Origin of the sequence: Jiangella alkaliphila, from assembly GCF_900105925.1 — a bacterium.
Lineage (GTDB): Bacteria > Actinomycetota > Actinomycetes > Jiangellales > Jiangellaceae > Jiangella > Jiangella alkaliphila.
Genome location: NZ_LT629791.1, coordinates 4,200,115 through 4,222,069 on the forward strand (window position 1 = coordinate 4,200,115; position 21,955 = coordinate 4,222,069).

Sequence of the window (21,955 nt, forward strand, 5' to 3'; positions counted from 1 at the left end):
GTTCGCCAATGCCCCGGATACATCGCCAAGGACGGGGTTCTCGATCTTGCGGTTCAGCTCCCTGACCCACTCGCGCACCGCGGGTGGGGCCGGCATCTCGTCGCCCGCCGCCCCTGGCCGGCGGCTGGCCACGCCGCTTCGACGAAGGCCGCGATCCACTTGTCCAGACGCTCGCGGATCGTCTGCCTTGGTCGGATCGTCCTCCGGATGGCTGACGAGATCCGGTTGAGATCGACCGGTGTATGCCGCTTCGACACCCGTGCCGCCGCCCAACTGCGAGGCCCGGTGGTGTACCTCGGTGTTGAACCGCGATCCTCGCAGCGCAGCATCCCTACGGCGGGCCGGCCTCTGACTTGAGCACGACGTCAGTTCGCCCACGAAGACGCAGGCGAGACCGCTCGCATACTCGCGGGCCTCGGCCAGCCCTGGAGTAAAGGAAACTCGTTCGGCTGCTGCTCCCCGCGGCGGGCGGACGACTCAGTATTTCCCGGTGCGGCAGTGCCGACATGCGCCGAGACACTGGCACAGTCTTGCTTCTCATGCTGCCCTTACACTCGGTGTACTCTTGAGGTACATCGAAAGTATGAGGAGGTTCGCATGAGCGACCCAGAGATCGACGCAATGTCGGCGGTGGCGACCGCGATCGCCGACCTGGAGGAGGACCAGCGAGGCCGAGTACTCCGCTGGGCGGCCGAGCGCTACAGCGTCGCGCTCCCGAAGGGAGGGGTCGGGCGCGGCTCCTCCGACGGGGCGGCCGAGGACAGCGGCGGCGATGACGAGGGCGTGACCCAGGACGAGATCACGTCCGAGGACCCGGACTTCGCGGACTTCGGCGACCTCTTCGCGGCGGCGGACCCGAAGACCAACGAGGACAAGGCGCTCCTGGCTGCGTACTGGCGGCAGGTCCACGAGGGCGAGGAGAAGTGGCAGTCCACCGCGCTGCAGAAGGACCTGCGCAACCTCGGCCACGCGATCCCGAACATCACGGACGCTCTGACAAGCAATATCCGGAAGCGCCCCCAGCGCGTCATTCAGTTGCAGAAGTCGGGCAGCGCACGGCAGGCGCGCAAGACGTACAAGGTGACTCGCGAGGGTCTCGTCTACGTGCAGGGCATGCTCGGCCACGGCGGCTGACGCCGTGGGACTGGCGCCCCAGGACGCGTTCTCCGTCCTGCCCACCACGCTGCGGGATGACCTCCTCGACGCCTTCAACGAGATCGTCAAGAATTACCGCGAGCACAAGTGGGAGCCGTCGGAACTGAACGGCGGCAAGTTGTGCGAGGCGGTCTACACGGTCGTCGTCGGGTGGCTGGATGGCGGGAAGTATCCGGCCCGCGCGAGGAAGCCCAACCGCTTCCCGCAGACCTGCCTGGGACTGGAGCAGAAGTACGCGCAGGTCCCCGACAGCCGGTCGCCCCGGATCCTGATCCCCCGCATGATGGTCGGCCTGTACGACATCCGGAACAACCGCGGGGTCGGCCACGCCGGGGCCGAGGTGGACCCGAACCACATGGACGCGACCGTCGTGCTCTATACGGCGAAGTGGCTCATGGCCGAGTTGGTCCGCCTGCTGCACACGCTGCACATTGACGAGGCCACGGCCATCGTTGATGCACTCATCGAACGCGAGGTCGCCTGGGTGTGGACCCGGGGCAACAAGAAGCGGGTTCTGCGCACTGGCATGACCTGGAAGCAGCAAGCGCTCGTGCTGCTGCTGACGGAGGCCGGGGAGGTCGCTGAGACCAACCTCTTCAGGTGGCTTGAGCACCCGGGGCTCCCGAGTTTCCGCAAGGACGTCCTGAAGGCGCTGCACAAGGCCCGCCTGATCGACTACGACGTCGATAAGCGCACTGTGACGTTGCTGCCCCCGGGCGTGACGGCTGCCGAAGAGCTGGTCCAGCAAGGTGCGTGACGTCTTCCGACCCGCGTCATTCCGCCGCGACAGCGGCAGCGTGTCTAGAGGCGCGAGCAGCGGCTTCGCTGCTCAAGGTCAGGCGTTTCGTTCATCGGAGTAGCCGTGGAGAGTGAACCGCGAAGGTCGTGGGCGAGGCGACCGCCGTTTCGGGTGTCTAGGCCGGCGATCGCGAAGCGCCTGCGGGTGCTCGAGGAGCCGGCGTATGCGGCGTACGATCGAAGGTCAGACGCACCGGCTGTTGATCCAGCCCGGCGTGCTGAGCGAAGCGGCGGACTGGATGGATCGTATGCGCGCCCTGTAGGGCTGCCTGTGCGACGTCGTCGAGTTCCGAAGGAGGACCGGCCACGATGAAGACTCCGCCGATTGTGTCAGCGCAGGAGTGGGATGCCGCCCGCGGGGAGCTGCTGGTCGAGGAGAAGAAGCTGACCCGCGCCCGCGATGCGCTGGCCGCCAAGCGCCGCCGGATGCCGTGGATGGCTGTGGACAAGGAGTACAGCTTCGACGGGCCGGAGGACCCGTTGAGCCTTCTCGACCTGTTCGAGGGTCGCCGCCAGCTGATCGTCTACCGCGCCTTCTACGCGCCGGACGTCACCACGTACCCGGAGGGGGGCGGCGGATACCCGGAGCGAGCCTGCGTGGGCTGTTCATTCCTCGCCGACCAGGTCGCGCACCCCGCCCACCTGAACGCGCGCGACACCACGCTCGCGTTCGTTTCGCGGGCTCCCCAGCCCGAGATCCAGGGCCTGAAGGAGCGCATGGGCTGGGAGCTGATCCCGTGGTACACGATCACCGACGACTTTGACAAAGACTTCGGAGTCGACGAGTGGCACGGAACCAACGCCTTCATCCGCGACGGCGAGCGCATCTACCGCACCTACTTCGTCGACAGCCGCGGCGATGAGGCGATGGGAAGCACCTGGAGCTACCTGGACATCACCGCACTCGGCCGCCAGGAGGAATGGGAGGACTCACCGGAGGGCTATCCGCAGACCCCACCATACGGGTGGTGGAACTACCACGACGCGTACGGCAAACCCGCGTAATCGCCGTCGTGGCAGTCTGCCGTTGCCATGGCCGCGTCCTCGTGCCGCCGACAGCGTCGGGTTCCAGGGACGTGGACCCGTGGTACCCCGGACACGCGCGGCACGCCTCAGGGTAGGTCAGATTACACCGAATCCGCTCGTCGGCCTGCGCCCTGATCATGCGACTCTCCCGCCGCGAGCGACGAGCCACGCACACCACGTGTCGTCACGGAACTCGGGACTCTGCGACTGGCTGACTGTGCGTCATTCCGCCTCATGTGGACCCGATGGTGTGCGTCATCCGCCACTACACAGCGCCTTCGGGCGCTCGTGTGGTTTACAAATTAGGCGCGAAATGGAACATTATCTGTTATGCCGTCGAGCGGAGAGTTCGTCAGCACCGAGGAGGCAGCACGCATCCTCGGCGTGACGGTCCAGCACGTTCGCAGGCTCGCAGACTCCGGTGAGGTGACCAGGATCGCTCGAGGCCTGATCGACCGGTCCTCCCTCGACCGCTTCCTCACCGAACGCCAGGGAGGCCGCACCCGAGTGTGGGCCGAGCACACCGCATGGGGGGCGATCGCGCTCCTGAGCGGGGACACCTCCTCCTGGCTTGGACGGGTGCAGGCCTCGCGTCTGCGCAGCGCGCTGCGTGCGGTCACCGATCCTGCCGATCTCGTCGTCCGTACCCGTGGCCGGGCCAAGGTACACACGTTCACTGGGCACCCCGCCGCAGTCAACCGACTGACAGAGATGATGGCCGTCGCCGACCAGGCTGCGCTCGGGCTCGCGATCGGTCCGATCGAACCCGGCACCGCTGAGGGATACCTCGCCGCCGACACACTCGACGCCACGGTCCGGTACCTCGGCCTGCGTAAGGACCCCGACGGCAACGTCGTCGTGCGCGCCACCGGGTTCGACTTCGACGTCGTCACCCACCTCGCTTCACGCAGTGCGACCGTCGCTGCGCTCGACGCTGCCACGTCCCTCGATCCCCGCGTCCGCGGCGTCGGGGAGCGTGCAATCACTGAGATCCTGGACAGGTACCGCCGATGACTGACCGGCCCTCTGAGCGGGCGCGCCCAACTATCGACGTCGACACCGCCGTCGGCGGCTGGCCGCCACCATGGCCCAACGTCGCTGAACTCGCCTCCGTGCTCCCCGCTGACAGGTGGACCCTCGTCGGCGGTCTGATGACACAGTTGCACACCGTGCACCACGGACTGGGAGTCGTCCGGCCGACCAACGACGTCGACATCGTCCTGCATATAGAAACCGGCCGGGGCGTCCCTCACGCCACCGCGACAGCACTGGAGGCCATCGGCTACGAGCTCCAGGACACCATCGACCCGCGCAACAACACCGCCCACCGATTCGTGCGCGGCACCAGCACAGTCGACCTGGTCACCGGTGCGGCCGACGATGAGATCGTCGACGTGCTCATCTCCGACCACCCGGCCCCGAAGGTCGTCGAACGGCTCCGCGGACGCGACATGGTCCGCATCGAAGGCGGCACCCAGGCGCTGCGTCGCACCATCAACGCTCGCCTGGAGATAGAGCCCGGCACCGTCACCACCGTCTCGGTGCCTCGCCCATTCGGTGCACTCATCTTGAAGGCCGCCGCCTACACCACCGACTCCCGCGACCGCGACCGTCACCTGTTCGACGCGGCAGCCTTGCTGACCTGCATCACGGACCCATTCGCCGAGCGAGACAACTTCGCCGGCTCCGACCGCACCCGTCTCGCCACGCTGGAAAGGGCACTGCCACGGCATCACCCGGCCTGGCGGCAACTCCCCGAACGCGGCCGTGCCAACGCCGCAGCGGCACTGCGAATCCTCTGCGCGCCCGCCTGACTCGAATGACAGGCCGGCCGCCCCACTCCCGCTGCGACCCGCAGCCTCCTCGAGAACGTCGTACCGCCGCAAATAGCGTGCGCCGCGGGTCATCCCGCGGCGGGTCCGCTCGCCTCGCGGCACCTTCGCGTCGACCTCCACCGAGGCAGGCGCAGATATGACGAGCCGCAAGTCGTCTCTGATCCGACTCAACGCGCCTTCCCGGTCGATCGAAGCCTGCCATCGCGCAAGGCAGACAGGTCACTTCGGGCTACCTTGGACTCTTGAGCATTGGCGGTGTGCCGAGTCGCGTGATCGCAGACAACTGGCCATTCGCTCCTGGTGCGCCGCGAAGCCACCCGGGAGGGACTGCGCCGGTATCGTGTCTCCAGATCTTCACAGACCAACGGTCCGCGCGGGCGGCGATCGGGATGGCAATCATGGGTTTCCGACAGTTCACAACCAGCGAATATGAAATGCTGGCGGCGCAGCACAATATTATGGCGCTAGTTGGGAACGGGTTCGATATACAGGTCACCCGGCAACACCGGACCCGGTTCTCGCCTCGCTATGCCGCCTTTTTCCATTATCTTCGTGCACGCGAGTTCGACTCGACCAACCTGATCGTTCAGCAGATGGCCACTCTTAAGGAGCAAGGGAGGAGCAACTGGAGTGACGTTGAGCAAGCCATCGAGATGCTGATATCTGGTTCTGGAACCTCAGCGGACCCAGAGGATATTTACAAGGCGACCGTGGCCATTCAAGCTACATTCTCCGAGTACCTGGAGCTCGTTGCTCCTCCGGATCTACTGGCCGCTGTCGGACGGGACTCATCCTCCCAGGCCCTCGCAATCACTTCAATGTCGAAATTCATTGGAGACGTCGCTAGGAGTTCGACCTTCGAAGGCTTCACATTCCCGAAAGAAACAAACCACTACCACCTCTTCAACTTCTTTTTCGTTAATTTCAACTACACGCCGCTGCTGGACGACTATATTTACAGAGACCAAGAACAGTGGCAGCCCCGCCAGCATAAGTGGGCGGATAGAAACTTCACATTCTACCCAAACCCGTCAGACCATCCTAGCGGTCACGGCAATAAGGACACCGGGTGGTCAACCTACCTCCGAACTGAGGTTGTCCACCCACACGGGCAGCAGGCCATTCCTCGCTCTTTGCTCTTCGGAATCGACGCTCCGGACAACTTCAATCCGGGAATACATCCTCATCGTAAGTTAATGAAGCCTTATTGGGCCATGAACAGCATCGAGTACGGTCATCTCTTCTCCGATGTGCGGCTGTTCATTATCTTCGGATGCTCCCTGGGCATCACTGACGGATGGTGGTGGCGTCGCATCGTATTGGGCCTAGGCGACCGTCTGGCGAGCGAGCTCGTCATATATTGGTGGAGCAGCGGGCATGCGACTACGTCGAGTGTCGATATCGTCGAAAAGTTCTTTCGTGGAGCAGGCGTCGATGTCGACGACCCCATTCGCCAGCGCATACAGGACCGCATCCACGTCGTCGTATACACCGACCACGAGCCGCCGACCTGGCTGGCCACTTGATGACACCCTCGGCTCACGACAGGCGTGGTTACGGATCTGATACATCGAGGCTTGTGAGCGCTCCACAACGAGCGTCGCCGTACGCGAATTCTCGCGGTTCTCGGGCTCGGGTCGTCGCGTTCGCCAACCGGACGGGCTCACCAAGAGGGCCGAGTGCGGTCTTCCTGTCACGGCGGCCTCAATGTCACGAGGAGTGAACTCTCAGTTGTCCTGTTATGGCTGACGCGTGTCTGCGGCCATAGCGAGGTTGCCTGCGAGGAGGCCCCACTCGTACGACACTCACACTTCAGACAATTGGGGCTCTGGGGGTAACTGAAAGAAGGCATCCACTTCACCGACGCGGTCATCGTCTGAGTGTGTTAGGACGAGGACGTTCGGATCGAATTCAGCAGCAATCGGCGCGGCACCGCCATTCGCCAGTCCGACGTCGACAACAACTGTCTGAAGTGTCTTGAGCCGAACTTGCCAAACGTGGCCCGCTTGCGCATGCAAAAAGGTCTCGTCCGGACCAAAGGTGACACTCATCGACGGTCTTGGCCTCGCGGTCTGCCTCCGTGTCGCCGATACAAATGAGGGGTCCCCACGGGGGCGACGATGTCAGGGACGCGTCACTGGCGTCTGGCCTCATCCCTTCGGCGACAGACCTTCGACGCAGACGAAGGCGCTGACTTTCGATCTACTCATGCGGTTTGGGATGCAGGCCGTGCCGTGTCATTCCGCCGCGTTCGCTATTTGACATTTAATGGCCGCCTCGAGTTTATCATTCGGGCCATTATCCAACGCCGACCCGGGCATGAGCATTTCGCCCAATCGGACTTGAAGATGGTGTGTCCATCCGCTCTCTTCTACATACGAACGCAAGCGTTCCTCGCAACCGTCTGCAAGTTGCTTCCTGTGCGCAGTCCATGCCACGAAGTCGCGAACAATGGTCGCGTGTGGGCCAGCATCGCCTCTCGTGTAGTCCAGGCTACTTCCGGGCGACGCCCAACCGTGAAGACTTACGGAGGACACGGTCGACAGCAGGGCGGCGCCAATTAGGGCTAGATCGCCGTATGTCACGTCGGTTACTTGCGAGACACGATCAACCAGCGTCGGCAGGGCAACTTCGTCTTCCATGGCTCGACTCTGCCGCTGCCGACTGCTCATGGCCAGTGAGGTGCGTCTTCCCGCCGCGTGATGGCGTTGATGAAGCGCCTGGTTCTGCCGACGACTGCAGTCCTCCTGGTCACGTGCATCAGGCGCGGCTAGGTTGACGGTCGTGTTCGGAGCAAAACGAGGTGAGCGGACAGATCGGTACGACGAGTTGATGGCCCGCCAAGCCGCGCTTCGGGAGGAGATCCAGCGACGGATCGACCAGCATCAACGCTCGATCATGGAGCAGCTACCAATCGGTGGGCCTGCACAGACGTTCGGAGGCTCCAGCGACGGCATCCTGCTGGGTCGTGACGGAACACTCACCGCAACGATCAGGCTGCGCGATGCGCATGGAGTTGAGACACAGGTCGTCCTTCGCGCCGAGGCCGGCGGCAGTATCGAAGTCGTTCAGCCATCCGACAAAGGCTCCGCGGCCGCATCGCCGGCCCGGTCACTCGACGAGACCGAGGAACGCATCCGCCACGTGGCCGCGCTCGCTCGGGAGCATCTGCCAGCGCCAGCGGCAGAGGACTTCCTGGCCATGCTTCGCCCCGCTCTGAGGCTCGTCCACGCGGGCGAAGGCGACCCCGTGATCGCCCAGCTCGGCGGCTTGCCGACACTCCCGATCAACTCCTGGCCCGTCTGGGATGGCCATGGCACGCTCAGCCACGTGCTCAGTTTCGACTGTGCACCGGTCACGGAGCTGCTGCCTGAGCTGGGCATACCACACGATGGCCGCCTTGCCTTCTTCTACTTCGACGGCGCATACGACGACTACCAGAGCACCGTCGGCACCTGGGACCCCTCAACGAGCCCTGGATTCCGCGTCCTCCACCTGCACCCTGAGAACAGCACCCGTGCCCACATCACCGACGCCGCCACGCCCGTGCCGCCCGGCCTCACTCCCTTCGCGCCCATCGCGCCCATCGCGCTGACGGCGATACGCACCCTGACCTGGCCGTCGGACGAAACCCCGATGACACAGGCCGTGTGGATGAAGCACGGCCTCGTGAAAGAGGGAAGCGCGCGCCCGTCAGAACCAGTCCGAGCGCTCTACGACGCTCTCTGGAAACTGCCCGGCGCCGGATACAACACCCACCAGATCGGCGGCCATCCATGCCCGCAGCAAGGGCCGGTCGAGATGGAGGTCGAACAACTGCGCCGCGGACTGGGTGGCGAGCCGTTCGCGTGGGACGACCCAGAGCTCCAATCAGCCGCCTCCACCTGGCAGCTATTGCTGCAACTCGCGTCCGACGACGACGCTAACATGATGTGGGGCGACGTCGGCCAGCTCTACTACCTGGTCTCCGACGTGGAACGACCAGGCGAAGCGCTCTTCACCTGGCAGTGCGGTTAAGCCGACACCGATCCGGCAGCGCTTCACACGGTCCCGACGTCAAGGAGCAACGTCTTACCGCGAATCATCGAGCGCCAGCGTCATACGGATCTGCCTGTTATGCCGGTGTGGGGTGCCCACAGATCAGAGGCCAGGCTAGGCGAGCGCCTTGAGCGCGGCCTCGTACTCCGGTCGATCGAACTCAAACGGGCCGAGCGCACTCAGGTCCCACTCGCGGTGACCGTTTCGGAAGCCATGCCAGCGAACCGTCGAACTGTTGACCTCGACCCGGACTGTGAGCGGCCAGCAACCCCACTCGCCGCAAGGGCAGCCCATCAGGACCGTGTCGCCGTCTTCGAACCATGTCGCAACTGGATGGCCAAGGAAGTGATTCCGGTCTGAGTCGATGTCGGAGAGCGCAAGAGGCGCGTAATCGCCGGCCAGCTTCGGGTTGTTCTCAGCCACGGCGTGAGGCTTCTCGACGACCCGAGCCAGATCCTCGATGCGCTCGCCGTTGATCAGAATCCCGAGGGCCCTGTAGGTGTGCTGTCCGTATTGGATCTGCACGACATCCAGCGCAAGGCGGTCCATGTCTGGACTCTACGAACAGCGCCGGGTCGAGCGACAGCGAATTGCACGCATCTGCCGCGATCCGCGCGGTCGCGGAGATGGGTCTTTCCGCCGCGACTGGACGCTGTCAGAACGGGCCCCCGGCGTGCCGCCCACCCGCCTAGACTGGATCGTGCTGGTTGATCACGGGAGGGATGATGGCGACGCGCACGATTGACGCGACTGCGATCCGGCGGTGGGCTCTGCGTGCCGCTGCGGCCAGTGCGCGTCTCGAGCGTCGCGACGTGCCCGAAGGCCACGTCCGCTCACGCGAGGTCGAGGAGTTCTTGGAGTCGATCCAGCCGGCAGCGCCCAAGGCCTGATGTTCTGGAGGCGCGTCGTAAGCGCGTCGGTGGTAGCCACATCCCTGGAGTGATATCATGGAGATGATATCGGAGGTGGTCACCATGGAGCAGATCTTGATCCGCAACCTTCCGGTCGGGACCAAGGCCGCGCTTCGCGCACGCGCCCAGCAGCATCACCGGTCGGTCGAGGCGGAGGCCCGCGAGATTCTCGCCGACGGCCTCGAGCGTGAGCCCGTCACGATTGTCGACCTGCTGGGCATGGACGAGGGTGCCGATATCGAGTTCGAGCCCGAGCGCTTGGGCCTGGCCGCGCGGACTCCTGAGCTGTGAAGTATGTCTTGGACACGAACGTGGTGTCCGCGCTGCGCGTCCGAGGACGCCATCGGTCGGTGGAAGCCTGGGCGGCGTCGGTGCCCGTGGCCGACCAGTTCGTGACGGCTACGACCGTCGCCGAGATCGAGCGCGGAGTCGTCGCCAAGGAGCGATCCGACCCAGCGCAAGGAGAGATCTTGCGCCGGTGGTTCGACGAGCAGGTGTTGCCCACGTTCGCGGACCGCGTGCTGCCGTTCGACCTGGCGGCCGCGCGGGTCCTTGCCACCTACCGGGTTCCCGAGCACGCGCCGTTCGATGACGCGCTCATCGCCGCCATCGCACTAGCTTGCGAGATGACCGTCGCGACGCGCAACACCAAGCACTTCGAACCCCTCGGCGTCGGATGCCTCAACCCATTCCTGGCCGCGGAGTGAAGATGGCTGACGCCCGAGCTGGCAGGCGGGCTGTGCCCGGACCACAGTTCTGCCGCAAGCTCAGTGCCGCCGCCACATTGTGAGTGGCCACCAACGCGCCTAGCGTCGGCGGCATGCGGCTCCTCGGCTTCAACGCGGGCCGGATCCGCACCCAGCTGATCGACGGTGAACGGGTCCGCACCGCGTACGTGAAGGAGCCAATGCCGGAGCCGTGGGTGATCACGCCGACCGGCGCACGCGGTGACGAGGTCGCCGCGCACAGCGACCACCTGTACGCCTTCGACCGGGCGAGCTACGACCACTGGGCCGAGGAGTTGGGCGTCCCACGCGAGACCTGGACCGACGGCTGGTTCGCGGAGAACCTGACGCTCGACACGCTGGACCAGTCGGGGCTGCGGGTCGGCGACACCTTCCGCGTCGGCACCGCGGTCCTCGTGGTGACCGGCCCGCGGGTCCCGTGCTGGAAGCTCACCTGGCGGCTCGGGCAGCCGAAGACGTTCATGCGCCGGTTCCGGCTGTCCGGCCGGTCGGGCGCGTACTTCGGCGTGCTCGAGCCGGGCGTCGTGCGGCCGGGCGACCGGTTCACGCCGATCGGCCGGGACGACGGCGCTCCGACCGTCGCGGCGCTGTCGCGACTGTGCGATTCGAGCACGCGCATCACCGCGGAGGAGCGGGGCCTGATCGACCGCGCGCTGGCGTCGGAGCACCTGAGCCCGACCGCCCGCGGCGCGTTGACGCTGAAGGTCGCGAACCTGGAACGCGACGCGAGCGCGGCGGGCGGCGGCTGGCCCGGCTGGCGGCGCTTCGAGATCGACGACGTCGTCGCGGAGACGGCCGAGGCGACCTCGTACCTCCTCCGGCCGGCCGACGGCGGCGAGCTGCCCGGGTTCCGGGCCGGCCAGCACGTCGTCGTCCGGCTGACCGAGCCCGGCGGGGAGCCGGTCGTGCGGACGTGGAGTCTGTCGAGCTACGAGCGCGACCCCGGCCGGTATCGGATCACGGTCAGCCGACGTCCCGGCGGACGGGGCGGCGCGGCGCTGGCGCGGGCGCCTGCCGGCAATCTGTCGGTCGAGCTGCGCGCGCCGGCGGGGGAGTTCCGCCTGGACCGTGGCACGTTCCGGCCGGTCGTGCTGGTCGCCGCCGGCATCGGGATCACGCCGATGATCGCGATGATCCAGGCCCACCTCGACCGCGACGGGCACGTGCCGCCGCTGTGGTTGCTGTACGGTGCGCCGGACCGCGACCGCACCGCCTTCCGCGGCTACCTCGACGACCTGTTCGCCCGGCACGACGACCTCCACCTGCACTACTTCCACTCGCGGACGGGGTCGGCCGCCGGGCCGCCGGCGGGTGGCGCGACCGTCCACCACAGCCGGATCACCGCCGAGCGGGTCGTGGGCGTCCTGCGCGGCAACTACCTCCGGACGGCGGACGGCCGGGCCGGCATCCCCTGGTTCGAGAGCGACGTCTACGTCTGCGGCTCCGCCGAGTTCACCGCATCGGTGCGCGGCGGCCTGATCGAGGCCGGCGCCAACCCCGACCTCGTCCGCGCCGAGGACTTCGCCGCGGCCGCCGCGCCGGGCCTGCCGACTCGCCGGACGGACGCGACGGTGCGGTTCGGCTCCCGCGACCTGGAGGTGACCTGGGTCGCCGAACGGGAGCGGAGCCTGCTCGAGCTCGCCGAGGACCACGGACTGGAGCTGCCCTACGACTGCCGTGCCGGCAGCTGCCGCACCTGCGAGTCGCGCCTGCTCTGCGGCGACGTCGACGGACCCGTGACGATGACGCCCGGCGGCGAGCGGCGGGTGCTGCTGTGCACGAGCTACCCGCGGTCGGACCGGGTGGAGGTCGAGCCGCCACCACCCTGACCGCGCCCGGCTCCGACGCCCGCCCGCCCGCGCCCGACCCTGTTGATCATGGAGAAGGTCGGCCCTGAGCGCGATCCAGAGCCCACCTTCTCCATGATCAACTCGAAGGGGCGCGCGGTCAGTGGCGGCTGGCGCCGAGCAGCCGCACCCGGCAGGCCAGCTCGACGGAGAACCGGGTGTCCGGGTCGTCGAGGTCGAGCTGCAGCACCTCGCGGATGCGCTTGAGCCGGTAGCCGACGGCGTTGGGGTGCAGGTTCAGCTCGCGGGCCGCCTGCGCGAGCGAGTTGCGGTGGGAGAGGTACGACAGCAGCGTCCGGACCGCCGTCGCCGAGCGCTCCGGGCCGAGCGCGTCGAGCGGCGCCAGGATGTCGCCCAGCAGGTTGCGGCTGATCGGCGACGCGTACAGGTCCAGCAGCACGCGGCGCAGGCCGGTCACGTCGGTGAGCTCGACGTCGCCCGGCCGGCCCGCGGCGACGGCCGACTCCGCCGCGATGCGCGCCTCGGCAGCCGATTGACGCAGCCCGGCGGCGCCGAGCTGCGGGGTGCCGAGGCCCAGCGTGTAGGCCCAGTCCGGCCCGGCCAGCGTGCCGGCGTGCCGCTGGATCCGGGTGGCGACCTCGCGCAGCCGGCGCTGGTGGTCGCCGGCGCCGTGCGACTCGGTGCTGACGATCAGCAGGTCGTCCTGGATGAACGCGATGTGCCACATCTCCTCGCGTGCGGCCACCAGCTCCAGCGCGAACAGCTCGAGCGCGGGCTCGACGCTGCGGGGCGGGCGCGCGTCGGGGTCGGTCAGGCCGGTCGGCTTGAGCCACCCGACGACGTGGGAGAGCTGCAGCGGGAACCCCAGCTGGGCCGCCTGCCCGACGAACCCGTCCACCCGGGCGGACTCCGCCAGGACGAGCTCCACGATCAGGTCGGCGCGCGACCGGGTCGGCGCGAACCGGTCGCGCACATGCCGCTGCGCCACCCGCGAGGCCAGCGACGCCACCACCGGCCCGACGAGGGCGGTCGCCCCGTCCGGCGCAGCCCCCTCCGGCGCCACGCCGTCCGGCGCAGCCACGCCGGACGGTGCCGCGGCCACCAGCCGGCCGATCGGCACCTCGCCGACGCACACGGCGTCGTTGTCGGCCCAGGTCACGGCCGGGTCGTCGACGAGGGAGAACGGCACGCCGAGCGCCTGGCTCGCGGCCAGCAGGACGTCGTCGACCGACGCGTCAGCAAGGCCCGCCGCCGCCGTCGCCCGCTCGATCGCGTACGCGGCGCGGGTCATCGTCTCCGACGCACCGCCGGACAGCAGCCGGTCGATCGCGACGGCCAGGTCGGACAGCTTCGCCGCCGGCGCCGACAGGACGGCGACGCCGCCGCGCTCGGCCAGCGAGACCGCCGTCTCGGCGAGCGTGAGGTCGGTCGTGAAGACCAGGCCGGCCACCCCGCGCGCGCTCGCCCGCCGCAGCGCGACGTCCACCAGGTACGGCGCCGGGTTCTCGTGCGCCGGCACGATGGCGAGCGTGCCGGCCTCCAGCGCGTCGAGCCCGCCGAGCTCGGCGATGTCCACGCGCTCGACGCGGGCGCCCGTGACGGGCCCGGCGATCGGGTGCAGCCCGAGCCGGTCGGCGTGAGCGAGGAGGTCGGCCACGGACCACTGTGCCATGAGCACAATCATGCCGGATTCTCTGGGCGATCAACACATTGCGGCTCACTCACGTGCCCCCTAGCGTCGGCACATGGTCACCCCCACGTCCGTCGCACCGCCTCGTGAGGCGCTCGCGGTGGTCTCCGCAGCCGACGTCTCCGCGCTGGCCGCCGGCGCCGCCATCTTCGGCACCGGCGGGGGCGGCGCGGTGCAGACCGCCCAGCTCGCCGCCGAGCACGCGCTCCAGCGGCACGGCCCGGTCCCGCTGCTCTCGCTGGACGACCTCACAGCCGACGACGCCGTCATCATGATGTCCGGCATCGGCGCGCCCACCGTGGGCATCGAGATGCTGTCGTCGGCGACGCAGGTCGAGGCGATCATGCGCGAGGCCGAGGTCGTGGCGGGCCGCCCGATCACCGCGCTCATGCCGGCGGAGATCGGCGGCAGCAACGGCGTCAGCCCGATCGGCTGGGCCGCACGCCTCGGGCTCAAGGTGCTCGACGCCGACGGCATGGGCCGCGCGTTCCCGGAGGCGACGATGATCGCGCCGAACGTCGTCGGCGTGCCCTGCGACTTCTCGGTGATGGGCGACGTCATCGGCAACGTCGTCGTGCTCCGGACCGTCGACCTGCGCTGGCTGGAACGCCACGCAAGGGCCATCACGGTGTCCAGCGGCGGGGTCTGCCTCGGCGCCCACTACCTGCTCACCGCCGAGACGGCGCCGGGCGCGGTCATCGCGGGCACCGTCAGCCGCGCCGTCGCGGTCGGCCGGGCGCTGCTCGCCGCGACCGAGCCGGTCGCCGCCGTCGCCGCCGAGTTGGCCGCCGCGGTGCTGCTCACCGGCAAGGTCGTCGACGTCGCCCGCCGCACCGAGGGCGGCTTCGTCCGCGGCTCGGTCACCATCGCCGGCACCGGCGCCGACCGCGGCCGGCTGCAACGCATCGAACTGCAGAACGAGAACCTCGTCGTGCTCGAGGACGGCGAGGTGCTGGTGAGCGTGCCCGACCTCGTCACGATCGTCGACGCCGAGACCGGCCACGCGATCTCGACCGAGCTGCTCGCCTTCGGCCAGCGCGTCGCGGTGCTGGCCTGGGCCTGCGACCCGCTCTGGCGGACACCGCGCGGACTCGAGCTGGCCGGGCCGCGCGCGTTCGGCTACGACCTGCCGTACGTGCCGTTCGAGGGCGGCCCGCGGTGACGGCGGCCCGGGACCTGTCGGTCGGGGTCGACGTCGGCGGCACGAACACCGACGCCGTCGTGCTCGACGGCGCCGGCACCGTGCTGGCCAGCACGAAGCAGCCGACCACCCCGGACGTCACGGGCGGCATCCGGCACGGCATCGCGCACGTGCTGGACCGGCTCGGCGACGACCGCGCCCGGGTGTCGCGGGTGATGCTCGGCACGACGCACGCGACGAACGCGATCGTCAGCCGCCGCGGCCTCGAACGCGTCGCCGTCATCCGCCTCGGCGCGCCGGCGGCGACCGAGTACCCGCCGGTCACGGGCTGGCCGGACGACCTCACCGCGGCCGGGATCGCCGGCACCGCCATGGTGCGTGGCGGGCACATGGTCGACGGCGCCCCGATCGCGCCGCTCGACCGCGACGGCATCCTCCGCTTCCTCGACGGCCTCGGCGCGTTCGACGCCGTCGCCGTCACCGGGATCTTCGCGCCCTCGTACCCCGAGCAGGAGCAGGAGGTCGCCGCCCTGCTGCGCGACCGGCTCGGCCCCGACGTCCGGGTGTTCCTCAGCCAGGACATCGGCCCGGCCGGGCTGCTGGAGCGCGAGAACGCGACCGTGCTGAACGCCGCGCTGCACGGCATCGCGCGCGGCGTGACACGGGCGCTGCGCACCGTCGTCGACGAGCAGGGACTCGACGCGGTGACGTACTTCGCGCAGAACGACGGCACGCTGATGTCGCTCGACTACGCCGTGCAGTACCCGGTGCTCACGATCGGGTCCGGCCCGGCGAACTCCATCCGCGGCGCCGCCTTCCTGTCCGGTGCGGACGAGGCGATCGTCGTCGACGTCGGCGGCACCACGTCCGACCTCGGCGTGCTCCTGAACGGGTTCCCGCGCGAGTCGACGCTGCCGCGCGAGATCGGCGGCGTCCGCACGAACTTCCGCATGCCCGACATCCTGAGCCTGGGCATCGGCGGCGGCACCACCGTCGACCTCGCCACCGGCGCCGTCGGACCCGGCTCGGTCGGCTACAGCATCGAGCGGGAGGCGCTGCTGTTCGGCGGCGCGACGCCGACGCTGACCGACGCCGCGGCGCTGGAGGGCGCGTCGATCGACGGCCGGACGCTGCCGAGCCTGCCCGGCGCGGACAAGACGGCGCTGCGCCGGGCGCTCGACCACGCCCGCGAACGGCTCGAGGTGGCGGTCGAGCGGCTGTCGCTCGGCCGGGCCGACCTGCCCCTGGTCGTCGTCGGCGGGGCCGGCTTCCTGGTGCCGGACGGGCTGCCCGGGGCCGGGGCGATCGTCCGGCCCGGCCACGGCGACGTCGCCAATGCCGTGGGCGCGGCCATCTCGCTCGCGGGCGGCCGCGCCGATCAGCTCAGCGACGTCGAGGACCGCGACGCCGCTCTCGACACCGCCTCCAAGGCGGCGATCGAACGAGCCATCCAGGCCGGGGCCGACCCGCTGCGGGTCGACGTCGTCGACGTCGTCGAGACCCCGATCTCCTACACCACACGGCCCACCGTGCGGGTCTCCGTGAAGGCCGCTGGGCCACTCGCGGACCTGCGCGCGACGGCCGCCTCACGCACCTGAGGAGAGAGATGAGACGCAGCACCACATCGGTGACCACGGTCATCCTCGCGATCACACTGGCCGTCGCGCTGGCCGCCTGTTCCGGCGCCGGCGACGACGGCGACGAGGCCAGCACGGACGTGGTCTCCGGCGGCACGTTCGTCAAGTCCATCGCCGGCGACCCGGGCGACCTGAACCCGATGCAGGCGGTCACGTTCGACACCTGGGAGGTCATCGGGATGGCCTACGAGGCGCTGGTGTACGTCAACCCCGACGGCGAGCTCGAGCCGTGGCTCGCCGAGGAGTGGACGGAGACCGGCACCGAGGTCGTCTTCACCCTGAAGGACGGCATCACCTGCGCCGACGGCACGCCGTTCACGGCCGAGACCGCGGCGGCGAACCTCGCCTACAACACCGACCCGGCCAACGCGACCTTCTACTACGGCTCGCAGGTCACCGAGGCGGTCACCGCGACCGCCGACGGCAACACGCTGACCGTCACCAGCGCCGCCAACGACCCGTTCCTCGTCGCCAACGTCGGCACGATCCTCATGGTGTGCGACACCGGACTGACCGACCCCACGGCGCTGTCCGAGACCACGGACGGCACCGGCCTGTTCCCGCTCACCGAGGCCGAGCCTGGCGCGTCGTACCGGTTCACCAGGCGCGACGACTACACCTGGGGGCCTGACGGCGTCACCAGCGACACCGAGGGCCAGCCCGACGCCGTCGAGCTGCGGGTCATCGGCGACGAGTCGACGGCGGCCAACCTGCTGCTCTCGGGCGAGATCAACGCGTCCAGCATCAGCGGCGCCGACCGGGTCCGCGTCGACGCCGCCGGGCTCGAGTTCGCCGGCGTCCGCAACCCGGTCGGCGAGATCATGTTCAACGAGCGCGCCGACCGCGCCGTCGCCGACCCGCTGGTCAGAGAGGCGCTGGCCACCGCGATCGACCGCGACGAGGTGGGCACCGTCATCGCCGACGGCGAGGCGATCCCGTCGGTGTCGCTGGTCGTGCGCAACCCGCTGCTCTGCGTGCCGGACGAGGCGGGCTGGACGCTGCCCGAGACCAGCCTGGAACGGGCCGGCGAGCTGCTCGACCAGGCCGGCTGGGCGCTCGCGGAGGACAGGCTGCGGTACAAGGACGGTGAGCCGCTCACCGTCAAGTTCATCTACGACGCGCCGACCCCGACGCACGCACCCGCCGCGGAGCTGGTCAAGCAGACCTGGGACCAGCTGGGCGTCACGACCGAGCTGTCGGCGAACGACGCCGCCGCGTGGTCCGAGCAGCTCTACCAGACCTTCGACTGGGACACCGGCTGGGTGCAGGTGGCGCCCGGCGGGCCGGTGGTGCTGTCGACCTTCTTCGCCGGCGCGACGCCCGACGAGGGCGGCCTCAACTTCATGTTCGTCGACAACCCCGAGTACGAGGCGCTCGTCGCCCAGGCGAAGGAGGCGAGCCCGGAGCAGACCTGTGACCTGTGGCAGCAGGCGGAGGCGGAGCTGATCGAGCGGTTCGACGTGTTCCCGGTCGCCGACAACATCCTCCCGACGTACATGAGCGGGGCGACGTTCGAGATGCCGAACTTCATCATGCCGACGACCATCCGGATGCTGGGCTGACAGGTGGTTGACAGCCGACCGCGAGGTCTGACGTCAGTCCCGAATGGGGCAGCCGTATCCCCGCTCGCGCGGCCCGCGACCGACGGCGGAACACCGCCGCCGGCGCGGCCGCGCGACCGCCGCGACTGGCCGATGCTGTCGCCGCGGCTCGCCTTCCTGCTGCGCCGGCTGGGACGGCTCGCCGTGTCGCTCGCGGTCGTGGTGGTGGCGACGTTCCTCATCGTCCACCTCGTGCCGGGGGACCCGGTCCGGGCGGCGCTCGGGCCGAGCGCGACGCCTGAGCTGGTCGCGGCGACGCGCGCCGAGCTGGGGCTGGACCAGCCGCTGCTGCAGCAGTTCACCGACTATGTCGCCGGGCTGCTGCGCGGCGACTTCGGCGTCTCCATCCGCACCCAGCGCCCGGTCGGCGAGACGATCGCGCAGCGGTTCCCCAGCACGCTGACGCTCGCGGTGCTGGCGTTCGTCGTCACCGTCGTCGGCGCGCTGCCGATCGGCGTCGCCGCGGCGATCTCGGCGCGGTCGGGCCGGCACGGGGTCGTCGACGGCGTCGTGTCGAGCGTGCTCGGCATGCTGATCGCGATCCCCAGCTTCCTGCTCGCCGTCGGGATGATCGCGGTGTTCAGCGTCTCGCTGGGGCTGCTGCCCGTCGCCGGCTGGGGGGATCCGCAGCATCTGGTCCTGCCGGTGCTCACGCTGGCGCTCGGGCCGATGGCGTACCTGGCGCGGATCGTGCAGGTCGAGATGTTCACCGTCCTCGACTCCACCTACATGACGACGGCGCGCAGCAAGCGGCTGCCCGCCCGGCTGGTGTACCTGCGGCACGCGCTGCCGAACATCGTCACCGCCTCGCTGACCGTCGGCGGCCTCATCCTCAGCGGGCTGACGGCCGCGACCGTCCTGGTCGAGATGGTCTTCGCCATCCCGGGGCTGGGCGAGGTGACCGTCGCGGCGGTCGGCGGCAAGGACTACCCGATGATCCAGGGCGTCGTGCTCGTGTACGCCCTCACGGTGCTCGGCGTGAACCTCGTCGTCGACCTGATCCTCATCACCGTGGACCCCCGTTCCTCGATCGCGGAAGGGTGACCATGCCCGCCTCGAAGCGTTCCCGGCTGCGCACGCCGACCGCCGTCGCCGCCCTGGTGGGCACCCTCGTGCTGGCCGCGGTGGCCGTGCTCGGCCCGGTCGTGTGGGGGTCGCCGGCCGAGGCGACGTCGGTGGCCGACCGGATGCTGGGGCCGTCGGTGGCGCACCCGTTCGGGACCGACGAGCTCGGCCGCGACCTGTTCGCTCGCGTGCTGGCCGCGGCGCGGCTGTCGCTCGTCCTGACCCTCGGCGCGACCGCGATCACGATGGCCGGCGGCGTCGTCCTGGGGCTGGTTGCGGCGGTGCTGCCGCGCGTCGCGCGCCGGCTGGTCACCGGCTTCATGGACATCCTGCTCGCGTTCCCGTGGCTGCTGCTGGTGCTGTTCTTCTCGGCGATCTGGGGCGCCAGCGCGGTCGGCGCGATGCTGGCGATCGGCTTCGCCGGTGTCCCGTCCATCGCCCGGCTGGTCTACACGATGGCCTCGTCGCTGTCCGGACGCGACTTCGTCCGGGCCGCGCGCGTGGCCGGCGTCGGCCCGTTGGGGGTGCTGGGCCGGCACGTGCTGCCCAACATCCGCGGCCCGCTGCTGGTGAACACGGCGGCGACCGCGAGCGTCACGCTGCTGTCGTTCGCCGGGCTGTCCTTCCTCGGCCTGGGCGTGCAGGCGCCGGAGTACGACTGGGGGCGGCTGCTGCGCGAGGGCATCGCCCGCATCTACCTGAACCCGATGGCGGCGATCGGGCCGGGCCTCGCGATCGTCCTCGCCGGCCTGGTGTTCACGCTGGCCAGCGAGGCGCTGGCGAGCCGGCGCGGTCACGGCGTACGCGCCCTCGCCCGGCTGGCGAAGGCCGCGGCGGGCATCCCGGTGGACGACGTCCCGGACGCCGCCCCCGCCCCGGACCGGGCGCGGCCGGTCGCCGAGGTGCGCGGCCTGCGGGTCGCGTTCCCCGACGGCGACGGCGGCCTCGTCGAGCGCGTCCGCGGCGTCGACCTGACCGTCGCGCCGGGCGAGACCGTCGGCATCGTGGGGGAGTCGGGCTCGGGGAAGTCGCTGACGGCGCTGGCGCTGGCCGGGCTGCTGGCGCGGCCCGCCGTCGTCACCGCCGCCACGCGCACGTTCGACGGCATCGACCTGGCCCGCCCGCTGTCGCGCGCCGACGCCGGCCGGGTCGGCGCCGGGCTCGGCATGGTGTTCCAGGACCCGCTGACCTCGCTCAACCCCGCGCTCACGATCGGCCGGCAGTTGACCGAGGTTCCCGAGGTGCACCTCGGGATGTCGCGGTCCCAGGCCCGCGAGCGCGCCGCGGAGGCGCTGCGGGTCGTCAGCATTCCCGAGCCGGAGCGCCGGCTGCGCCGCTACCCGCACGAGTTCTCCGGCGGCATGCGCCAGCGCGCGATGATCGGCATGGCGCTGACCGGTCGGCCGACGCTGCTGATCGCCGACGAGCCGACCACCGCGCTGGACGTCACCGTCCAGCGGCAGGTCATGGCCGTGCTGCGCCGGGCCCAGCGCGACTCCGGCGCGGCCATCGTGTTCATCTCGCACGACATCGCGCTGGTCTCGGCGTTCTGCGACCGCGTCGTCGTCATGAAGGACGGCCTGGTGGTCGAGGAGCTGGACGCCGGGCGGATCCGACAGGACGCGCAGCACCCGTACACGCGGGCGCTGGTGGCCTGCCTGCCCGACATGAGCTCGGACCGCAGCCGGCCGCTGCCGGTGATCGCCGGGGACGGGAGCACGGCATGAACGCCCTCGAGATCGACGACCTCACGGTGCGGTACCGGCGCGAGCTGGCCGTCGACCGCGTGTCGCTGGCCGTGCCGCAGGGCCGGACCGTCGGGCTCGTGGGGGAGTCGGGCTCGGGCAAGAGCTCGATCGCGAACGCGGTCGTCGGCCTGGTGCGCCCCTCGTCCGGCGACATCCGCGTCGGCGGCGCGAGCGTCACCGGCCGCGGCGCCACCGTCACCCGCGCGCGGCGGCGCACGCAGCTGATCTTCCAGGACCCGTTCTCGGCCCTCGACCCGCTGATGCCCGTCGGCGCCTCGATCGCCGAGGCGACCCGGGCGACCGGGCGGCGCTGGTCGCGCGAGGCGAAGGCCGCCCGCGTCCGCGAGCTGCTGGGCCAGGTCCACGTCGACCCGGCCCGCGCGAACGAGCTGCCGGCGGCGTTCTCGGGCGGTCAGCGCCAGCGCATCACCATCGCCCGCGCGCTGGCCGGCGAGCCCGCCGTGCTGATCGCCGACGAGGTCACGTCGGCGCTGGACGTGTCGGTGCAGGGCGCCGTCCTCAACCTGCTGCGCGAGCTGCAGCGCGACCTCGACCTGTCGATCCTGTTCATCTCGCACAACCTCGCCGTCGTGCGCTACATCAGCGACGAGATCTGCGTCATGCGGCACGGGCGGATCGTCGAGGCCGGCGAGACCGAGGCGCTGCTGCGCGACCCGGCCGACCCGTACACGCGGGAGCTGCTCAAGGCCGTGCCGGTGCTCGGCCGCCGGATGGAGTTCGAGGACGTCTGACCGG

General features: G+C 69.7%; 19 protein-coding genes. 16 read left to right on the forward strand and 3 right to left on the reverse strand.

Annotated features, from left to right (window positions below):
• Nucleotides 1–597: 597 nt before the first annotated feature.
• The 6 genes from BLV05_RS19150 to BLV05_RS19175 all read left to right on the forward strand — a co-directional run bounded on the left by BLV05_RS19150 (nt 598) and on the right by BLV05_RS19175 (nt 6,340).
• A complete protein-coding gene (locus BLV05_RS19150) occupies nt 598–1,134 on the forward strand; it encodes a hypothetical protein (RefSeq protein ID WP_046771006.1) in 537 nt (178 codons plus the stop codon).
• Between the two features lie 4 nt (nt 1,135–1,138).
• Nucleotides 1,139–1,912 carry a hypothetical protein gene (locus BLV05_RS19155; protein ID WP_052762843.1) on the forward strand — a complete coding sequence of 258 codons (774 nt, stop codon included), beginning with the start codon at nt 1,139–1,141 and terminating at the stop codon, nt 1,910–1,912.
• A 350-nt stretch (nt 1,913–2,262) separates the two neighbouring features.
• Nucleotides 2,263–2,958: a DUF899 domain-containing protein gene (locus BLV05_RS19160; RefSeq protein WP_046771007.1), complete on the forward strand. Its 696-nt coding sequence runs from the start codon at nt 2,263–2,265 to the stop codon at nt 2,956–2,958.
• Nucleotides 2,959–3,309: 351 nt separating this feature from the next.
• Nucleotides 3,310–3,993, forward strand: coding sequence for a helix-turn-helix domain-containing protein (locus BLV05_RS19165; protein ID WP_046771008.1), 684 nt, complete (start codon nt 3,310–3,312; stop codon nt 3,991–3,993).
• Complete coding sequence (locus BLV05_RS19170) at nt 3,990–4,793, forward strand: nucleotidyl transferase AbiEii/AbiGii toxin family protein (RefSeq protein ID WP_046771009.1); 804 nt, start codon at nt 3,990–3,992, stop codon at nt 4,791–4,793. Before BLV05_RS19165 ends, BLV05_RS19170 begins: the two co-directional genes overlap by 4 nt.
• Before the next feature lie 419 nt (nt 4,794–5,212).
• Nucleotides 5,213–6,340 carry an AbiH family protein gene (locus BLV05_RS19175; protein ID WP_160312787.1) on the forward strand — a complete coding sequence of 376 codons (1,128 nt, stop codon included), beginning with the start codon at nt 5,213–5,215 and terminating at the stop codon, nt 6,338–6,340.
• Between the two features lie 279 nt (nt 6,341–6,619).
• Here the strand turns inward: BLV05_RS19175 and BLV05_RS35895 are convergent, their stop codons facing one another.
• The gene (locus tag BLV05_RS35895) at nt 6,620–6,865 is read right to left on the reverse strand and encodes a hypothetical protein (RefSeq protein WP_152690931.1); all 246 of its coding nucleotides are present in this window, start codon (nt 6,863–6,865) and stop codon (nt 6,620–6,622) included.
• Nucleotides 6,866–7,598: 733 nt separating this feature from the next.
• On the opposite strand from BLV05_RS35895, the gene BLV05_RS19180 reads away from it, so the two are divergent.
• Complete coding sequence (locus BLV05_RS19180; protein WP_231948862.1) at nt 7,599–8,831, forward strand: DUF1963 domain-containing protein; 1,233 nt, start codon at nt 7,599–7,601, stop codon at nt 8,829–8,831.
• Nucleotides 8,832–8,966: 135 nt separating this feature from the next.
• Here the strand turns inward: BLV05_RS19180 and BLV05_RS19185 are convergent, their stop codons facing one another.
• The gene (locus BLV05_RS19185) at nt 8,967–9,401 is read right to left on the reverse strand and encodes a hypothetical protein (protein WP_046771011.1); all 435 of its coding nucleotides are present in this window, start codon (nt 9,399–9,401) and stop codon (nt 8,967–8,969) included.
• A 425-nt stretch (nt 9,402–9,826) separates the two neighbouring features.
• On the opposite strand from BLV05_RS19185, the gene BLV05_RS19190 reads away from it, so the two are divergent.
• From BLV05_RS19190 to BLV05_RS19200, 3 genes are all read left to right on the forward strand, one after another.
• Nucleotides 9,827–10,054: a FitA-like ribbon-helix-helix domain-containing protein gene (locus BLV05_RS19190; protein WP_046771048.1), complete on the forward strand. Its 228-nt coding sequence runs from the start codon at nt 9,827–9,829 to the stop codon at nt 10,052–10,054.
• Nucleotides 10,051–10,470, forward strand: coding sequence for a type II toxin-antitoxin system VapC family toxin (locus BLV05_RS19195; RefSeq protein WP_046771012.1), 420 nt, complete (start codon nt 10,051–10,053; stop codon nt 10,468–10,470). Before BLV05_RS19190 ends, BLV05_RS19195 begins: the two co-directional genes overlap by 4 nt.
• Before the next feature lie 113 nt (nt 10,471–10,583).
• Nucleotides 10,584–12,338 carry an MOSC domain-containing protein gene (locus BLV05_RS19200; RefSeq protein WP_046771013.1) on the forward strand — a complete coding sequence of 585 codons (1,755 nt, stop codon included), beginning with the start codon at nt 10,584–10,586 and terminating at the stop codon, nt 12,336–12,338.
• Nucleotides 12,339–12,456: 118 nt separating this feature from the next.
• Here the strand turns inward: BLV05_RS19200 and BLV05_RS19205 are convergent, their stop codons facing one another.
• Nucleotides 12,457–13,989, reverse strand: a complete 1,533-nt coding sequence (locus BLV05_RS19205) for a PucR family transcriptional regulator (RefSeq protein ID WP_046771014.1) — start codon at nt 13,987–13,989, stop codon at nt 12,457–12,459.
• A 73-nt stretch (nt 13,990–14,062) separates the two neighbouring features.
• Here BLV05_RS19205 and BLV05_RS19210 point away from each other — a divergent pair, with 73 nt between their 5' ends.
• The 6 genes from BLV05_RS19210 to BLV05_RS19235 all read left to right on the forward strand — a co-directional run bounded on the left by BLV05_RS19210 (nt 14,063) and on the right by BLV05_RS19235 (nt 21,951).
• Nucleotides 14,063–15,169 (forward strand): DUF917 domain-containing protein, encoded by a 1,107-nt coding sequence (locus BLV05_RS19210; protein WP_197683207.1) that lies wholly within the window; start codon nt 14,063–14,065, stop codon nt 15,167–15,169.
• Nucleotides 15,166–16,746, forward strand: coding sequence for a hydantoinase/oxoprolinase N-terminal domain-containing protein (locus tag BLV05_RS19215; protein WP_052762845.1), 1,581 nt, complete (start codon nt 15,166–15,168; stop codon nt 16,744–16,746). Before BLV05_RS19210 ends, BLV05_RS19215 begins: the two co-directional genes overlap by 4 nt.
• 8 nt (nt 16,747–16,754) lie before the next feature.
• On the forward strand, nt 16,755–18,347 hold the full coding sequence (locus BLV05_RS19220) for an ABC transporter substrate-binding protein (protein ID WP_046771015.1): 1,593 nt from the start codon (nt 16,755–16,757) through the stop codon (nt 18,345–18,347).
• A gap of 132 nt (nt 18,348–18,479) precedes the next feature.
• The gene (locus BLV05_RS19225) at nt 18,480–19,430 is read left to right on the forward strand and encodes an ABC transporter permease (RefSeq protein WP_046771016.1); all 951 of its coding nucleotides are present in this window, start codon (nt 18,480–18,482) and stop codon (nt 19,428–19,430) included.
• Nucleotides 19,431–19,432: 2 nt separating this feature from the next.
• Nucleotides 19,433–21,178, forward strand: a complete 1,746-nt coding sequence (locus tag BLV05_RS19230) for a dipeptide/oligopeptide/nickel ABC transporter permease/ATP-binding protein (RefSeq protein ID WP_052762846.1) — start codon at nt 19,433–19,435, stop codon at nt 21,176–21,178.
• Entirely contained in the window at nt 21,175–21,951 is a 777-nt protein-coding gene (locus BLV05_RS19235) for an ABC transporter ATP-binding protein (RefSeq protein ID WP_046771017.1), read from the forward strand. The genes BLV05_RS19230 and BLV05_RS19235 overlap by 4 nt, the downstream gene beginning before the upstream one ends.
• The last annotated feature ends 4 nt before the right edge of the window (nt 21,952–21,955 follow it).

Excerpts from the sequence above, each read along its gene's own strand:
- BLV05_RS19150 (WP_046771006.1), top strand. The coding sequence starts at position 598 with ATGAGCGACCCAGAGATCGACGCAATGTCGGCGGTGGCGACCGCGATC.
- BLV05_RS19160 (WP_046771007.1), top strand. The coding sequence starts at position 2,263 with ATGAAGACTCCGCCGATTGTGTCAGCGCAGGAGTGGGATGCCGCCCGC.
- BLV05_RS19165 (WP_046771008.1), top strand. The coding sequence starts at position 3,310 with ATGCCGTCGAGCGGAGAGTTCGTCAGCACCGAGGAGGCAGCACGCATC.
- BLV05_RS19170 (WP_046771009.1), top strand. The coding sequence starts at position 3,990 with ATGACTGACCGGCCCTCTGAGCGGGCGCGCCCAACTATCGACGTCGAC.
- BLV05_RS19175 (WP_160312787.1), top strand. The coding sequence starts at position 5,213 with ATGGGTTTCCGACAGTTCACAACCAGCGAATATGAAATGCTGGCGGCG.
- BLV05_RS35895 (WP_152690931.1), bottom strand. The coding sequence starts at position 6,865 with ATGAGTGTCACCTTTGGTCCGGACGAGACCTTTTTGCATGCGCAAGCG.
- BLV05_RS19185 (WP_046771011.1), bottom strand. The coding sequence starts at position 9,401 with ATGGACCGCCTTGCGCTGGATGTCGTGCAGATCCAATACGGACAGCAC.
- BLV05_RS19190 (WP_046771048.1), top strand. The coding sequence starts at position 9,827 with ATGGAGCAGATCTTGATCCGCAACCTTCCGGTCGGGACCAAGGCCGCG.
- BLV05_RS19200 (WP_046771013.1), top strand. The coding sequence starts at position 10,584 with ATGCGGCTCCTCGGCTTCAACGCGGGCCGGATCCGCACCCAGCTGATC.
- BLV05_RS19205 (WP_046771014.1), bottom strand. The coding sequence starts at position 13,989 with ATGGCACAGTGGTCCGTGGCCGACCTCCTCGCTCACGCCGACCGGCTC.
- BLV05_RS19210 (WP_197683207.1), top strand. The coding sequence starts at position 14,063 with ATGGTCACCCCCACGTCCGTCGCACCGCCTCGTGAGGCGCTCGCGGTG.
- BLV05_RS19220 (WP_046771015.1), top strand. The coding sequence starts at position 16,755 with ATGAGACGCAGCACCACATCGGTGACCACGGTCATCCTCGCGATCACA.
- BLV05_RS19225 (WP_046771016.1), top strand. The coding sequence starts at position 18,480 with ATGCTGTCGCCGCGGCTCGCCTTCCTGCTGCGCCGGCTGGGACGGCTC.
- BLV05_RS19230 (WP_052762846.1), top strand. The coding sequence starts at position 19,433 with ATGCCCGCCTCGAAGCGTTCCCGGCTGCGCACGCCGACCGCCGTCGCC.
- BLV05_RS19235 (WP_046771017.1), top strand. The coding sequence starts at position 21,175 with ATGAACGCCCTCGAGATCGACGACCTCACGGTGCGGTACCGGCGCGAG.